The sequence below is a fragment of the Streptomyces sp. NBC_00310 genome, from assembly GCF_036208085.1.
Taxonomy (GTDB): domain Bacteria; phylum Actinomycetota; class Actinomycetes; order Streptomycetales; family Streptomycetaceae; genus Streptomyces.
Window position 1 is genome coordinate 207,022 of the sequence record NZ_CP130714.1, and the last position, 14,791, is coordinate 221,812.

Annotated in this window: 14 protein-coding genes; 6 read left to right on the top strand and 8 right to left on the bottom strand. The window is 70.2% G+C overall.

Annotated elements, in window-relative coordinates:
• Window positions 1–41 precede the first annotated feature (41 nt).
• The 4 genes from OG202_RS00750 to OG202_RS00765 form a co-directional block, all read right to left on the bottom strand.
• Window positions 42–1,514 (bottom strand): dihydrolipoamide acetyltransferase family protein, encoded by a 1,473-nt coding sequence (locus OG202_RS00750; RefSeq protein WP_326573208.1) that lies wholly within the window; start codon window positions 1,512–1,514, stop codon window positions 42–44.
• Window positions 1,511–2,545 carry an alpha-ketoacid dehydrogenase subunit beta gene (locus OG202_RS00755; RefSeq protein ID WP_326573210.1) on the bottom strand — a complete coding sequence of 345 codons (1,035 nt, stop codon included), beginning with the start codon at window positions 2,543–2,545 and terminating at the stop codon, window positions 1,511–1,513. Before OG202_RS00755 ends, OG202_RS00750 begins: the two co-directional genes overlap by 4 nt.
• Window positions 2,542–3,552 carry a thiamine pyrophosphate-dependent dehydrogenase E1 component subunit alpha gene (locus tag OG202_RS00760; protein WP_326573212.1) on the bottom strand — a complete coding sequence of 337 codons (1,011 nt, stop codon included), beginning with the start codon at window positions 3,550–3,552 and terminating at the stop codon, window positions 2,542–2,544. The genes OG202_RS00755 and OG202_RS00760 overlap by 4 nt, the downstream gene beginning before the upstream one ends.
• Before the next feature lie 118 nt (window positions 3,553–3,670).
• Entirely contained in the window at window positions 3,671–4,201 is a 531-nt protein-coding gene (locus OG202_RS00765; RefSeq protein WP_326573213.1) for a VOC family protein, read from the bottom strand.
• A 245-nt stretch (window positions 4,202–4,446) separates the two neighbouring features.
• Between OG202_RS00765 and OG202_RS00770 the strand changes: the two genes are divergently transcribed.
• The 4 genes from OG202_RS00770 (at window position 4,447) to OG202_RS00785 (ending at window position 8,704) form a co-directional block, all read left to right on the top strand.
• Window positions 4,447–5,712: an aromatic ring-hydroxylating oxygenase subunit alpha gene (locus OG202_RS00770; protein ID WP_326573215.1), complete on the top strand. Its 1,266-nt coding sequence runs from the start codon at window positions 4,447–4,449 to the stop codon at window positions 5,710–5,712.
• Window positions 5,709–6,533 carry an SDR family NAD(P)-dependent oxidoreductase gene (locus OG202_RS00775; RefSeq protein ID WP_326573217.1) on the top strand — a complete coding sequence of 275 codons (825 nt, stop codon included), beginning with the start codon at window positions 5,709–5,711 and terminating at the stop codon, window positions 6,531–6,533. Before OG202_RS00770 ends, OG202_RS00775 begins: the two co-directional genes overlap by 4 nt.
• Window positions 6,530–8,302 (top strand): PEP-utilizing enzyme, encoded by a 1,773-nt coding sequence (locus tag OG202_RS00780; protein WP_328222139.1) that lies wholly within the window; start codon window positions 6,530–6,532, stop codon window positions 8,300–8,302. The genes OG202_RS00775 and OG202_RS00780 overlap by 4 nt, the downstream gene beginning before the upstream one ends.
• Before the next feature lie 87 nt (window positions 8,303–8,389).
• Complete coding sequence (locus OG202_RS00785; protein WP_257561681.1) at window positions 8,390–8,704, top strand: putative quinol monooxygenase; 315 nt, start codon at window positions 8,390–8,392, stop codon at window positions 8,702–8,704.
• Window positions 8,705–8,795: 91 nt separating this feature from the next.
• On the opposite strand, the gene OG202_RS00790 is transcribed toward OG202_RS00785, so the two are convergent.
• Genes OG202_RS00790 through OG202_RS00805 form a run of 4 tightly spaced genes read right to left on the bottom strand, consistent with a single transcriptional unit; the run spans window position 8,796 to window position 11,767 of the window.
• Window positions 8,796–9,821 carry an NADP-dependent oxidoreductase gene (locus tag OG202_RS00790; RefSeq protein ID WP_327731973.1) on the bottom strand — a complete coding sequence of 342 codons (1,026 nt, stop codon included), beginning with the start codon at window positions 9,819–9,821 and terminating at the stop codon, window positions 8,796–8,798.
• Window positions 9,822–9,826: 5 nt separating this feature from the next.
• Entirely contained in the window at window positions 9,827–10,042 is a 216-nt protein-coding gene (locus OG202_RS00795; RefSeq protein WP_326573225.1) for a transposase, read from the bottom strand.
• Window positions 10,043–10,049: 7 nt separating this feature from the next.
• The gene (locus OG202_RS00800) at window positions 10,050–10,376 is read right to left on the bottom strand and encodes a 2Fe-2S iron-sulfur cluster-binding protein (RefSeq protein ID WP_326573226.1); all 327 of its coding nucleotides are present in this window, start codon (window positions 10,374–10,376) and stop codon (window positions 10,050–10,052) included.
• Window positions 10,361–11,767, bottom strand: a complete 1,407-nt coding sequence (locus tag OG202_RS00805) for an aromatic ring-hydroxylating oxygenase subunit alpha (RefSeq protein WP_328222140.1) — start codon at window positions 11,765–11,767, stop codon at window positions 10,361–10,363. Before OG202_RS00805 ends, OG202_RS00800 begins: the two co-directional genes overlap by 16 nt.
• Window positions 11,768–12,139: 372 nt before the next feature.
• On the opposite strand from OG202_RS00805, the gene OG202_RS00810 reads away from it, so the two are divergent.
• Both OG202_RS00810 and OG202_RS00815 read left to right on the top strand, forming a co-directional pair.
• Window positions 12,140–13,282 (top strand): sugar ABC transporter substrate-binding protein, encoded by a 1,143-nt coding sequence (locus tag OG202_RS00810; protein WP_327731971.1) that lies wholly within the window; start codon window positions 12,140–12,142, stop codon window positions 13,280–13,282.
• The gene (locus OG202_RS00815) at window positions 13,267–14,790 is read left to right on the top strand and encodes a sugar ABC transporter ATP-binding protein (protein WP_327731970.1); all 1,524 of its coding nucleotides are present in this window, start codon (window positions 13,267–13,269) and stop codon (window positions 14,788–14,790) included. Before OG202_RS00810 ends, OG202_RS00815 begins: the two co-directional genes overlap by 16 nt.
• The last annotated feature ends 1 nt before the right edge of the window (window position 14,791 follow it).

Genomic DNA, 14,791 nt, shown 5'->3' on the forward strand with positions numbered 1-14,791 from the left:
ACGGCGCGCGGGCGGCGTGAGGAGTGGCTCTGCCCCGCACCTCACACCAGGAGGCGGAGGGGCTTGTGCAGCAACTCACCGACCGTGCGCAGGTATTCGGCGGCGGGTGCCCCGTCGACGGCACGGTGGTCGAAGGTGAGGCTCAGGGTGAGCACCCGTGTCCGCAGCGGTCGGTCGTCGTCCCACTCGACGCCGTCCCTGAGCCTGCCCACCCCGAGGATCGCGACGTTGCCGGGGTTGATCACGGGGGTGAAGAAGTCGACGCCGTATCCGCCGAGGGAGGTGACGGTGAAGGTGGCCCCTTCCAGTTGGGCGGGGGAGATCCGCCCCTCGCGCGCGGCGTGGGCCAGGGCCCTCGTCCGGCGGGCGATCTCGGGCAGCGGCAGTGCCACCGCGTCCTCGATCACGGGCACCATGAGGCCGCCCGGGACGGCCACCGCGAAGCCCAGGTGGATGCCGTCGAGCAGATGGATTCCGTCCTCCCGCACCGTGGCGTTGAGCAGCGGATGCTCGCGCAGGGCCAGGGCGGCGGCCCTCAGGAGGAAGTCGTTGAGGCTGGGCACCGGCAGGTCGCTGTCGGCCCATTCCTCCCTGAGGCGCTCCCGCAGGGACACCACGGCGTCCATGCGCACCTCGTAGCCGTGCGTCAGCTGTGCCATCTCCTGGAGGCTGGCGTGCATCCGGCGCGCGATGGTCCCGCGCATCCCGGTGAGCGGGAGGACGTCGCCGGGACGAGGGGCCGCGTTCCGGCGAACGGGCGCGGGAGCGACGGCGTCGAGGTCGGAGCGGCGGACCCGGCCGCCGGGGCCGGTGCCGTTCACCCCGGAGAGGTCGATGCCCCGCTCCTTCGCGAGCTTGCGGACCAGCGGCGAGGAGGGGGCGCCGCCCGACGGGGCCGACGGGGCCGACATGACGACGTCGTCGGCGAGGGCGGCGAGGAACTCCTCCACGTCCTCGGAGACGATCCGGCCGCCCGGCCCCGTGCCGTGTACGGCGGCGAGGTCCACGTCGGCGTTCGCGGCGACCCTTCGAGCGTTCGGTGAGGACGGCAGCCGGTCGGCGGTGCCGTTGACGGAGGGCACCCCGGCGTCGGGGGCCGCACCGGTGCCGGTGAGCGTCGGCAGGACGCCCGGACCCACGCGGCCGTCGGGGTCAGGCACGGTGGCCGGTTTTCCACCGCCGTTGTCCAGGGCGGGCACGACCGCCACACCCGCGCCGGAGCCGGACCCGGCGGGCATCGGCGTACCCCCCGGGTCCGGTGGCTGCTCGCCCTCGGCGAGCAGCCAGCCGATGAGGGCCCCGGCGGGGACTGTGGCGCCCGCCGGGACCACCGGGTGGAACAGTCCCCCGGCCTCCGCCTCGACGTCCACGTCGACCTTGTCGGTGGCCAGCCGCATCAGTGCGTCGCCCTCCGCGACGGCCGCGCCGGTGGGCACCAGCCATTCGTCGATCGTGCCTTCCTGCATGGTCAGGCCGATCTTCGGCAGCAGAACCTCGACCGCCACGTCGGTCACGACCTTTCGAGGAGACGTCGGCAGCCCTGGGCGATACGGGCGCGATCGGGCACGTACGCCTTCTCCAGGACGGGCGAGAAGGGCACCGGGGAGAAAGGGGCGCCGATGCGCAGGACCGGCGCGTCCAGGTAGTCGAAGACCACGTCCTGGATCTGGGCGGCGATCTCCGCACCGAGCCCGCCGAAGGTGACGGCCTCGTGCACCACGAGCACCCGGTTGGTGCGGCGGACGGAGGCGAACATCGTCTCGGTGTCCAGGGGCTGCACGGTGCGGGGGTCGATCACCTCGATCTCCACGCCCTCGGCGGCGAGTTCGTCGGCGGCAGCGAGGGCCTCCCCCACCATGCGGCCGAGGGCGATCACGGTGACGTCGGAGCCCTGCCGGGCGGTGTGCGCCTGGCCCAGCGGGATGCCGTAGATCTCCTCGGGCACCTCGCTGGTGCTGCCGAGAAGGACCTTGTTGAGCATGACGACGACCGGGTTGTCGTCCCGGATGGCCGAGACGGTCAGGCCCTTGGCGGTGTAGGCGTCACTCGGCATGACCACCTTGAGGCCGGGCACGTGGGCCAGCCAGGCCTCCAGGCTCTGGCTGTGCTGCGCGGCGGCGCCGAGGCCGGCGCCGGAGGCGGTGGTGATGGTCAGCGGCACGGACAACCCGCCGCCGAACATGTACTTCATCTTGGCCGCCTGGTTGACGATCTGGTCGAGGCAGACGCCGATGAAGTCCATGAACATCAGGTCGACGACGGGGCGCAGACCCCGGGCGGCGGCTCCCACCCCGAGGCCGACCAGGGCGGCTTCGGAGATCGGGGTGTCGATCATGCGGCGGGGGCCGAACTCGTCGAGCAGGTTGTCGAACATGCGGAACACGCCGCCGTATCCGGCCACGTCCTCGCCGGCGACGAAGACGTTCTCGTCCTCGCGCATGGCCTGCGCGAGACCTTCGTTGAAGGCCTTGACGTAGGACAGCTTGCGGGCGGCTGCGACCGGGGCGCCGGCCGGTGCTTCGGTGGTGAGGGTCATGGCGGTCATCCCGAATAGACGTTGAGGAGCAGGTCGGCGGGGTCGGGCAGGGGGCTCGCCTCCGCGTACGCGATGGCTTCGGCGATCTCGTCGCGCGTGCGCTGCCACACGTCGTCCAGCTCCGCACGGGTGGCGGTGCCGTCGGCGACGGCGCGAGCCTCGATCAGGTCGATGGGGTCGCGCGACTTCCACTCGGCGACCTCCTCGTCCGAGCGGTAGGGGTGCCGCAGGCCCTTGACGCCCTGGTGGTCGAAGAAGCGGTAGGTCTTGGCCTCGATCATCATCGGGCCCGCGCCGGACCGGGCCCGTTCGACGGCCTCGGTGGCGGCCCGGTGAACCGCGACCGCGTCCATGCCGTCGACGATCACGCTCGGCATGCCGTAGGCGGCGGCCCGGTCGGCGACGTCGGTGATCAGCATGTGCGCGGACTGCGGGGTGAACTCCGCGTAGCCGTTGTTCTCGCAGACGAAGACCACGGGCAGGCCGAGGATCGCGGCCATGTTGGCGCCCTCGTGCCAGGCGCCGATGTTGGTGGCGCCGTCCCCGAAGAAGGTCACCGCGATGTTGTCCTCGCCCTTGTACCGGGCAGCGAAGGCCGCGCCGACGGCAATCGGGACGCCGGCCCCGACGATGCCGTTGGCGCCGAGCATGCCGCGGGTGAGGTCGTTGATGTGCATGCTTCCGCCGCGGCCGAGGCAGGCGCCGGTGACCCGGCCGTACAGCTCGGAGTACATCTCGCGGAAGCCGACGCCCTTGGCCACGGCGTGCCCATGACCTCGGTGGGTGGAGGTGATCTGGTCGTCGTCGCGCAGGGCCGCCATCACGCCGGCGGCCACGGCTTCCTGGCCGACGTAGAGGTGCAGGAAGCCGGGGAGTTTGCCGGCCTCCATGAGCTTTCCCGCCTCGGTCTCGAAGAGCCGGATGCGCACCATGCGTTCGTGCAGGTCCCTGATGACCTGCGCGGATGCTTGGTGTGTGGTCTTCGCGGCCGACTTCCGCGGTGCTTTTTGAACCATCGTCCGCCCCTTCGCCCCGTTGCGAGGTTTCCAACCGATCGGACTTTCTGTTGCCGGTCTACAGTAACCAGCAGGGCGCACCTTACTGAAGAGGTTCTCTAATTACTATGGGCCGGGTTCAACGGGTCTCCTGGTCACCGCCTCGCCGGTCCACGAGTTCGAGGACGTTGCCCTCCGGATCCGCCCAGAAGCTGATCCGCCGGTCCCGCGCCACCACGACGATCGGGGACGACAGCGGCCGGGCACCGGCGGCCGGCAGTGCGGCGACCACCGGCACGATGTCGTCGAAGTGAAAGGTGACATAGGACAAGCCGCGGCGTGCGGCCAGCGGTACGGCCGACGGCCGCGCAGCCGCGCCCGCATCCGCATCCGCATCCACATCCGCATCCGCATCCGCCCGAAGTCGTATCAGCTTGATCCGGCCCCCGGACGGCACCTGAAGCCAGACGACCAGCAGGGGCCCGCCCAATCCGGCCGGGCCGCCGATCGCGTGCGGGATGCGCGAGTGGCGCACCGGGACACAGCCGAGCACCTCGCGATAGAAGCGCTCCAACACCTCCAGGTCCCGCACCACGACACCGACCTCGAAGGGCTGGGTCATCGCCACTTCTCGGGACACCTGAGCCGGCTCGGCCATCTCGTCGGCCACTGGACCCCTTCCGCCTACTCGCCACCCGCACCCACCCTTCAGCTGGAGTCGATCCCCAGAAAGATCGACCTGAGCGGGGGTTACCCTCGCAGCAGAAAGCGAAGGTGACCTGCGGAATGCCGCACAGCCAAACTTCGGGACTTTCTATTGACACACAACACTAACTCCTGTTGTTGTGGCGGTCACAGCGGAGCTGTAGCACAGGAACCCTTCATCAGCTCGCGACTGGGAGGATTGAGGACATCGTGGTCCAGATCTCACCGGAGACCCGAGCGGCAGGCGACGAGCGCCCCTTGCCGCCCCCCGCCCCGGAATACCACTCATGGATCGGCCAGGACCGCTCCAGCGATGACGCGGGCAAGGCGATGCGGCAGGATGCGGCCGACCTTGCCGAGCGTGTCATCGAGCACTACCGGAACAACACGACCCACGAGGCCGAGGAGCAGTGGACGGAGCCCGTCGACAACTACCTCGACGTCGACCGCTGGCTGCGTGAGATGGACGCCGTCCACCGGAGCGTCCCGCTGCCGCTCGCCATGTCGTCCGAGCTCCCCAAGCCCGGGACCTACAAGGCACTGGACGTGCTCGGCACCCCCATCCTCATCACCCGGGACCGCCAGGGTGTGGTCCACGCGATGATCAACGCCTGCCGACACCGCGGCGCCGAGCTCGTCGAGCCGGGCTGCGGCGTGGCGAAGCGGATCACCTGCCCGTACCACGCCTGGTCCTACGACCTGTCGGGGGAACTGCGCGGCGTGTACGCCGAGAAGACCTTCGGCGACGTACCACGCGAGAAGCGCAGCCTGATACAGCTCCCCGTCGGTGAGCGCGCCGGCATCGTCTTCGTATCGCTCGATCCGAACGCCGAGCACGACCTGGACGCCTGGCTGGGGGATCTGCAGCCACTGCTGGAGGGGCTCCGCTTCGCGGACTGCCACCACTACGCGACCCGAGAGCTGACCAGCCCGAACTGGAAGGTCACCCTCGACGGGTACCTGGAGACGTACCACTTCGCCTCGCTGCACACGAAGACGGTCTTCGAGACGAACTTCTCCAACATGATGGCCCACGACACCTGGGGGCCCCACCAGCGTCTCGCTGCGGCCCTGCGGCCCATCGCCGACATGGTGGACCTGCCCGCGGACAAGCGTGACCCCGGCGACATCGTCGGAGCCATCTACTGGCTCTTCCCCGGCCTGGCCATCGCCGGCACGTGGCGCAACAAGATCGCCGTCTCCATCGTGATCCCCCGGACGGCCACCGAATCGGTGACCCAGCAGATCATCCTGCTGCGCCAACCGGCCGTCACCGAGGAGGAGCGCCACGCCGCGGACCAGTTCGGCGAGTGGTTCTACGAGGTGGTCCGCGACGAGGACTACGCGACCACCTACGGAGTCCAACGGGGGCTGAAGGCCCTCGCCGGGACCGACTTCGTCTTCGGACGCAACGAACCCGGACTGCAGCACTTCCACCGCACCATCCACCGCCTCCTGGACGAAGCATCCAGATGACGAACCCTCAGAAACCGCAGGAGAACAACATGGTGGCTACGGGCAGCCTCGACGGACGTGTCGCGGTGATCACGGGCAGCACGCGCAGTATCGGCCGCGCCATCGCCGAGGCCTTCCTGGCCGACGGAGCCACGGTCGTGCTCAGCGGCCGCTCCGAGATCAAGGGCAAGCAGGCCCTGGAAGAACTCCAGGCCGGCGACAAGGCCGTCTTCCACACCTGCGACTCGAGCCGCCAGTCGGACATCGAGGCGCTGGTCGACTGGACGGTCGAGCGCTTCGGTCGACTGGACGTCATGGTCAACAACGTCGGAGGCACCGAGGGCTTCGCCCCGGTCCACGAGCTGAGCGACGAGGCGTGGCACAAGGCGCTCGACCTCAACCTCAACGCCTACTTCTACGGCACCCGCCGTGCGCTCAGGCCCATGCTGGAAGGCGGCTGGGGCCGGGTCATCAACATCTCCTCGGTCGAGGGCAAGCAGGCCAACAAACCCGCGATCAGCCACTACATCACCAACAAGCACGCCATCCACGGTCTGACCAAGGCGACCGCCTTCGAGTACGGCACCATGGGCATCACCTGCAACGCGATCTGCCCCGGCGCCGTCGACACCGACCTGATGCGGGCCGCCGGGCCGGCCGCGGCCGAGGCCGAGGGCATCTCGTACGAGGAGTGGCTGGCTCGGTTCGCCGAGCACGCCGCCACCAAGAAGATCACCACCGTGGAACAGATCGCGGGCGTCGCCTCGCTGCTCGCGAGCGACGCCGGCGCGGGCATCACGGGCACCCTGATCAGCGTCGACGGCGGAACGGCGCAGTGGTGAGCGCCGGAACGGACGGCGGGAGCCCCCTCGCCATGAAGCACTGGATCACCGACTGGCAGCGCAGCGAGCGGCTGCCCCACTACACCCGGGCCAACGCGGGCGAAACCCTGCCGGAGCCGGCCAGCCCGCTGGGCTGGACCCTGGTATGGGGGCGCGGCCTGCAGGGCTGGCGTCGCGGTTTCATCGAGTTCGGCGTCTACCGCGGGGACGAGATCAGCGGCCCTCGCCCTCCGTTCGTCGGAATCTTCGGCGGTTACTTCTACCTCAACCTGTCGCACCTGCGGCTGTTCGGCATCCGCATGGGGCAGACCGCGGACCAGATCGACACCGCCTTCGTGGGCCAGCGCTCCGACACGCCGGTGTACGTGCCGCACCCCGACGACCTGGACGCGGAGCTGACGGCCAAGGCCACAGCGACGCTGCAGGGGATGCTCGGCCAGGCCGACTACCCGGAGGGCGACGCCGACCATGAGCGGCTGCGCCGTATCAGGCGCGAGCGACCCGACCTGACGCTCCTGTCCGACGTCGAGTTGGTGGCCTACGCCCGCTCGTTGCTGGCCGACGTGGAGACGACCTTCCAACGGCATGTCGAGTCCTCGCTGCCCGCGTCCGTCGGGCCGGCGATCCTCGGACCGCTGTGCGCGAGCGTCGACCGTCCCGGCGCGATGCTCGACCTCATCGGCGGGCTGGGAGGCGTGGACTCCGCCTCTCCGTCAACCGGGCTGTGGACGCTGTCCCGCCAGGTGGTCGCCTCGGCGGAGCTGACAGCTCTGTTCGACCGGGGTCCGGCCGCGGTGCAGCAGGCCCTCGAAGGGGCGACCGGAGACGTCAAGGCGTTCCGTGACTCCTTCGACGAGTTCATCGCCGAGTCCGGCGACCGCGGCCCCAACGAGTGGGACATCCACGCGCTGTCCTGGGAGGCGGCGCCGGTCCAGGCGCTGGCTCTGGTCGATCGGATCCGGCACACCTCCGACGACAACTCTCCGGCCGCGCGTCACCGCAGGCTGACCGAGCGCCGCGAACAACTCGCGGCGGAGATCCGAGCGGCCCTCCCCGAGGACACTCGGCCGGTGTTCGACGCCGGCATGCACGCTTCCCAGGTGTGGATCCCGGCACGTGAGCGGACCAAGGCCAACTGTGTGACCGTCATCAACGAAATCCGCATGACGGTGAGGGAGCTGGGGCGCCGCGGAGTCGAGGCGGGACGCTTCGCCGAGCCCGAGGACGTGATGATGCTGCTGGAGACGGAGCTCGACGACTATGTCGCCGACCCCGGCGGCTTCGAGTCCGTCATCGCCCAGCGGCTTCAGGAATACGCCGGGCTGCGCGAGCTGGAACCGCCGTTCTTCGTCGCACAGGACGCACAGACCGAGATCGACGGCTGGCCGCGGCGCAGCGAGGATGGCGTCGCGACCGCCGCCGAGGGCGATGTGCTCACGGGCGTCGGCGGAAGCCACGGCGCCTACACCGGCAGGGTGCGGGTGGTCACCGACCCGGCCTCGTGCGAGGCGCTGGAGCCGGGCGAGGTGCTGGTGGCGCCGATCACGGACGCGGCCTGGACCCCGCTGTTCCTCGTGGCGGGAGCAGCCGTCGTGGACGTGGGCGCGCTCAACAGCCACGCCGTCGTGGTCTGCCGCGAACTCGGCATCCCGGCCGTCATCTCCGTCGAGGGCGGTACGCGGCGGCTGCGGGACGGCATGGTGATCACGGTCGACGGCGAGAAGGGCACGGTCACCGTGGACGGCGTCCCGGCGGCACTCGGCATCTGAGCAACCATGGGCCCGTCGCTCCTTCCTGACAGAGGGGCGGCGGGCCCACGGTCATGAGCCATGACCGTGGAAGGGGAAAGGACCACCGTGTCAGAGGAAATCATCGTCGCCGGCTGGATGGACTACGAGCCCGCGGACCGCGACACGATGCTCAGGCACCTCGTCGAAGTCGGGAAGCGCACCCGCGAGGAAGAGCCCGGCTGCCTGGACTACGCCATGACGGCGGACCCCACGGACGGCCGCCGGATCCGGGTGTTCGAGCGGTGGGTGTCCCAGCAGGCCCTCGACGAGCACTTCGCCACCCCGCACATCAAGGACTTCCGGACCGCCGTGGCCGGACTGACCCGGTTGGGGGTCTCCCTGCAGGCACATACGGTCGCCGCGTCGCGGCCCATGCGCTGACCGTGGTCCCGGCCCATGCGACTGGCGGCGCCCGCGTCGCGGGCGCCGCCAGTCGTCAGCCATTCAGCCATTCATTCAGTCATTCAGTCATTCAGTCATTCAGTCGGACCAGCATCTTGCCGATGTTGCCGCCCCGCAGCAGGGACAGCAGGGCTTGTGCCGCGTTGTCCAGACCGTCCACGACCGTCTCGCGCGCGGTGATCCGGCCCTCGGCGAGCCAGCCCGCGACCCGCCGTTCGAACTCCGGCCGCAGGTCGTCATGGTCGCGGACGATGAATCCGCGCAGGGTCAGCCGTTTGAGGACCGCCTGGATCAACTGGTTGAGGTCGGCGGACCGTCGGTCGCCGCCGAACTGCGACATCATGCCGCACAGGGCGACCCGGCCACCGGTGCGCAGCGCGTGCAGCGCGGCGGCGAGCTGCTCACCGCCGACGTTGTCGAAGTACACGTCGATGCCGTCGGGCGCCAGCCGGGCCAGCGCGTCCCGCACGGGCTCCGCGCGGTAGTCCGCGGCGGCGTCGTAGCCGAACTCCTTCACCAGCAGGGCGCACTTGTCCGGGCCTCCGGCGGTCCCGATGACGCGGTCCGCGCCCAGCAGACGCGCGAACTGGCCGGCCGCGGTGCCGACCGCGCCGGCCGCCGCCGACACGAGGACGGTGTCGCCCGGACGCAGTTCCGCGATCCGGGTCAGGCCCACGTACGCGGTGAACCCGGTCTGGCCGAGCAGGCCCAGCCAGGTGGGCAGCGGGGCGAGCCGGGGATCGATACGGCCTGCGCCGTCGGTGTCCGCCGCGTCGAGCACGGCCCGCTCCCGCCAGCCGAGTTGGTGGCGTACGTACGTGCCCGGCGGCACCGAGGCGCAGCGGCTCTCCTCCACGACACCGAGGGCGCGGCCGTCGAGCGGCGAGCCCGGGGTGAAGTTGTGCGTGTAGTGCTTCTCGGTGCTCTCCAGGCGCCCGCGCATCGACGGGTCGACGCTCATGTAGAGGTTGCGCACGAGCAGCTGTCCCTCGCCCAGGGGCGGCAGCGGGCGGTCCTCCACGGCGAAGTCGCCGGGGAGCGGTTCACCGTCGGGTCGGCGCACCAGACAGACCACCCGGGTGGTACGGGGCGTCACGGGGTTCACCGCTCCGGCTGCGGGGGCGTACGCCGCTGGGCGAGGCGGCCGACCCAGCCGGCCATCTGGAGGTCGGCGTGGCGCAGTTCGCCCGACTGCCACCGGGCCTGGAAGTCGAAGACGCCCTGCGCCCCTGTCCCGGGGTCGGTCACCTCGACCAGTCCGTCCTCCGTGAGCCGGTACACGTGCCCGGTGAGTGGGTGGATCACTTGCTTGGACATGGGGGCCTCACTCCTGCACTCGGCGGCGCACGCCGCGCTTGGTCACGGTCACCGGGCCGTCGACCCGGAGCCGGCAGGCGAGCCGGGTCAGGCCGTCCACCGGTCTGCGCAGGGACTCGATGCCCTCGCGTTCCAGCGGGCCCACCGGGGAACAGTTCTCGGCGCCCTCGTCGACCTGGACGAAGCAGGTACGGCAGGTGCCCCTGCCGCCGCAGACGGTGGGCCAGCGGTAGCCGAGCCGCTGGGCGGCGGTGAACAGGTCCTCGCCGTCGAGGACTTCGAGTTCGACGCCGGAGGGTCTGACCGCCACCCGGTGGGTCACTTGTTCATCCACTGGTCGAGCGTCTGGTTGAAGTGGCGGATGCGGCTCTCCTGGTAGTTGGCCAGAGTGATGCCGGGCTTGCGCATCGCCTTCAGACCCTGCTGGACGTAGGGCAGGTTCTCGCAGTCCTGGTCGAAGACCGGGCCGAGCACACCGAGTTCGGGGATGTCGGCGAAGAGCATGTCCTCGGGCACCCAGCGGATCTTCGCCGGGGGTGGCGTCTCGCCGGGCTGCTTCGGGGAGGACATGAAGATGATCTCGGCGGTGCAGGAGTCGGGGTCGAGTCCGTGGGGCCGGAACCGGTAGATGATGTTCGACTTGGCGCCGCCCCAGGGGTTGAAGTTGGGGAAGAGCAGGTAGTTGATGGCGTCCAGCAGTTCGGTGTCGGGGGTCTTGGAGAAGTCCTGCTGCGAGGTGGCCTCCAACTGCGCGCGCATCCGCTCGGCGAGGACCTGCCGGGCGGTGCCACCGGGCGGGATCGCCGGCAGTGCGTCGCCCTCCCCCATCACCAGGTCACGGCCCTGGGCGGCGGCGTAGAAGGACCGCGAGTCGTAGAACGTCTCCAGGACGTCCTCCTCCGTGACGGAGTCCGCCACGTGCGGACTGGGCGCGCCCTGGATGTTGATCATCCGGTTCCAGTTCGGCTGGTCCGCCATGACGTCGTACTGCGAGTTGGCGTCGGCGAGCCACGGCAGCATCTGCGGGTGCGTGGCGATCACGTGGAAGGACTCGATGAACGCGTCCTGGGCGACCTTCCAGTTGCAGGGCAGCACCTTGCCGATGTGCAGCGACTTGTAGCGGTTCTCCAGCGGCCAGATGTAGTAGTCGTCGAAGGTGCCGCGGTAGCTGTCGAAGGACTCGGCGTACGGGTCCATGTTGATGAAGACGAAGCCGCGCCAGGTGGCCACCTGGGCCTCGGGGAGGGCGAACTTCTCCGGGGTGACGTGGGGGAAGTCCCAGGCGCAGGGCGGGGTCCGCATCGTGCCGTCGAGGTTCCAGGCGAAGCCGTGGAACGAGCAGCGGAACTCGCTGACGTTGCCGCCGCCGGTGCGCAGTTTGCGGCCGCGGTGCAGGCAGACGTTGACGTAGGCGCGGATCTCGTCGGGGGCCGTGCGGACGACGATGAGGGAGTCGTCACCGATCTCGTAGACCTCGTGGTCGCCGACCTCGGGGATCTCGCTCTCCAGGCAGGCGAACTGCCAGACGCGCCGCCAGACCTGCCGCATCTCGCGTTCGGCCCACTCGCGGGAAGTGAAGCGGGCGGTGTCGATGTCCTCGCTGCCGAGGTAGTCGTTGCGCTCGTACCTCAGGGCGGGGGGAACGGGGCGGCTGTCCCGGTCGAGGTAGTCCTGGACGCTGGGCCCGGGGCACCGCGCCGTGGGCGGCTCCGACGTTTCGTCCATCATCTCTCCTCCGGCAGAAACTTTAGAGTGAGTGTAGTTACGGGTGGCGGCATGGAGCAACACTCATGCCGGTGGCCGACCCCTCGCGTTTTCCTCGCCCACCACGACATTCACCGCTGAGACCGGAATTTCTTACGGCGGCCCTCTCCCCAAGACCGCTGGGGCATGTCACACTCCGACCCACTTGAGGCTGTAGTTCCTCAAAAGTTTCTCCGTTCCTGGACGGTCTCCGCCGTCCCGGCCCCAGCGCCGCGGCGTCCTCGCCCCGGGGCGACACAGAATCGATCCGCCTGACCGGAGCCCGACCGCCGCGGACGCGGGAGCGACGCGGGTCGCGGCAGCGCAGGCGACACCTCTCGGGAGTACTCAACGATGAGTTCCAGACCCCGTCGCGCGGTCCGCCGTGCCCTCACCGCAACCCTCTCCGTCGCCTCACTGCTCGCCCTGGCGGCGTGCGGTACCGGCACCACTCCGGCCGCCGACTCCACGCAGGCGGCCGCACCGGGCTCCCCCGGCCTGACGGCGGCCCGCGAGGCCCTGGCGAAGTACTCCGAGCGCCCGGAGTCGATCTCCGTCACCCAGCCCGTCGGCAAGAAGATCCCCAAGGGCAAGAAGATCGACTTCATCCTCTGCGGCGTCCAGTCCTGCAAGGACCTCGCCGACTTCTTCACCGAGGCCGCCGAGGAACTCGGCTGGGAGGTGAAGCAGATCGCCACCCAGGGCACCCCGGAGTCCGTCCAGGCCGCCTACGAACAGGCCCTGCGCGACAAGCCGGACGCCGTCATCGCCTCCGGTTTCCCGCGTGCCGTCTACGCCAAGCAGCTGGCCCGGCTGAAGGCCGCCGAGATCCCCGTCATCCAGTCGAACGCCGACGACCTGCTGGGCGACGGCATCTCCCTGCTCAAGAACGGGCCGGACGACGTCGGCGTCCAGGGCGAGATGCTCGCCTCATGGGTGGTGTCGAACAGTGACGCCAAGGCGAACACGGTCTACTTCGACCTTCCGGCCTACACGATCCTCAAGCCCGTCAAGGACTCCTTCGCCGCCAAGTACAAGAAGTGGTGCGACGGTTGCGGGCTGGACAACGTCGATGTGCCGATCACCGCCGTGGGCAAGGACATGCCGGACCGCGTGGTGTCGTACCTCCGGTCGCACCCGAAGGTGACCCACGTCGTCTTCTCCCTGGGCCTGCTCAACGTGGGCGTGCCGACCGCGCTGAAGACCGCCGGCATCACCGGCAAGCACATCGTCGTCAACGTCGGTGACGCGCAGAACTACCAGTACATCCAGAGCGGTCTCACCGACGGCGCGATGGCGCTCAACTCCCACGAGACGGCCTGGCTCCAGGCCGACGCGCTGGCCCGGCACTTCACCGGCCAGCCCATGGACGTGGACCAGAAGGCCGCACTGCCCAACATGCTCGTCACCAAGGACAACCTGCCCTCGGCCGACGGCGACTTCCCGATCGTCGAGGACTACCAGGCGCAGTTCAAGGCGCTGTGGGGGCTGAGTTGACCGGCCCGGTGCTGCGGGTGGCCGCCCTGTCGAAGAGATTCGGCGGCACCCAAGCGCTCGAAGACGTCGATCTGGAGGTCGCGCCGGGCGAGATCCACGCCCTGATCGGGCCCAACGGCTCCGGCAAGTCCACCCTCATCAAGATCCTCGCCGGCTACCACCACGCGGAGCCCGGCGCCGTGGCCGAACTCGACGGTGAGCCCTTCGACCTCGGCCAGGTCACGGCTTCCCGGCACGACCGGCTCCGCTTCGTCCACCAGGAGCTGGGGCTGGTGGGCGAGTTGAGCGCCATCGACAACCTCGCGCTCAGCCACGGCTTCGCCAGAACGGCCTTCGGCAACATCCGCTGGCCGGAGATGGAGCGGCGCACGAGCGCCCTCGTCGAACGGTTCGGCCTCGGTATCGACGTACGCCGGCCGCTGGCGACGGCGACCCCCGTCCAGCGCACGGTGGTGGCCATCGCCGCCGCGCTGCAGGGCTGGGAGGGCCGGCGCGGTGTCCTGGTGCTCGACGAGCCGACCGCCGTGCTGCCGCCCGGCGAGGTGGCCCGCCTCTTCGACATCGTGCGGGAGGTCCGCGACGCGGGCGCCGGCGTCCTGTACGTCTCGCACCGGATGGACGAGATCTTCGCGCTCGCCGACCGGGTCACCGTGATCCGCGGCGGACGCCGGATCGCCACCCGCCCGGTCGCCGAGCTCACCCCGCGTGCGCTGGCGGAGCTGATGGCGGGCGAGGAGATGGAGACCGACCACCGACCACCGCCCCCTGCGAGCCGCGCCGACCCGGTGCTGGAGGTCAGGGACCTGTGGGCCGGGCCCCTGCGGGGCGTCGGGTTCGACCTGGCCGGCGGCGAGCGTCTGGGCATCACCGGCCTGGCCGGCTCCGGCCACGAGATCGTGCCGTACGCGGTGTGCGGGGCCCATGCCGGGCGGGTGAACGGCAGGCTGCGGCTGCCCCGGCGCTCCGAGCGGTGGACGCAGGCGCGCGACGCCGACGGTCTGGGCCTTCCCCTGGTTCCCGCGGACCGGGCGGGCGAGGGCGTGATCGGCGACTTCTCGGTCGGCGAGAACCTCACCCTGCCGCTCCTGGGCCGATTGCGCGCCCGTTCCGGGCGGCTGCGCCGACGCCGCGAGTCCGCCCTGGTGGAGGACTGGATTCGGCGGGTCGGTGTCAGAACGGCCGGCCGCGGGGCGCGGATCACCACGCTGAGCGGCGGCAACCAGCAGAAGGTCGTGATGGCCCGCTGTCTGGCACAGCGCCCGCCGGTGCTGGCGCTGTGCGAACCCACGGCGGGCGTGGACATCGCCACCCGTCTGCAGCTGTACGACCTGATAGAGCGGCAGGCCGACGAGGGCATGGGCGTCATCGTGTCCTCCACCGACACACAGGACCTGCTCGCGCTGTGCACCCGCGTCCTGGTGGTGCGGGACGGCCGGATCGCACGGGAGATCAGCGGCCGGGACATCACCGAGTCCGCGCTCGTGCACGCCATGGAAGGAACCGAGTGAC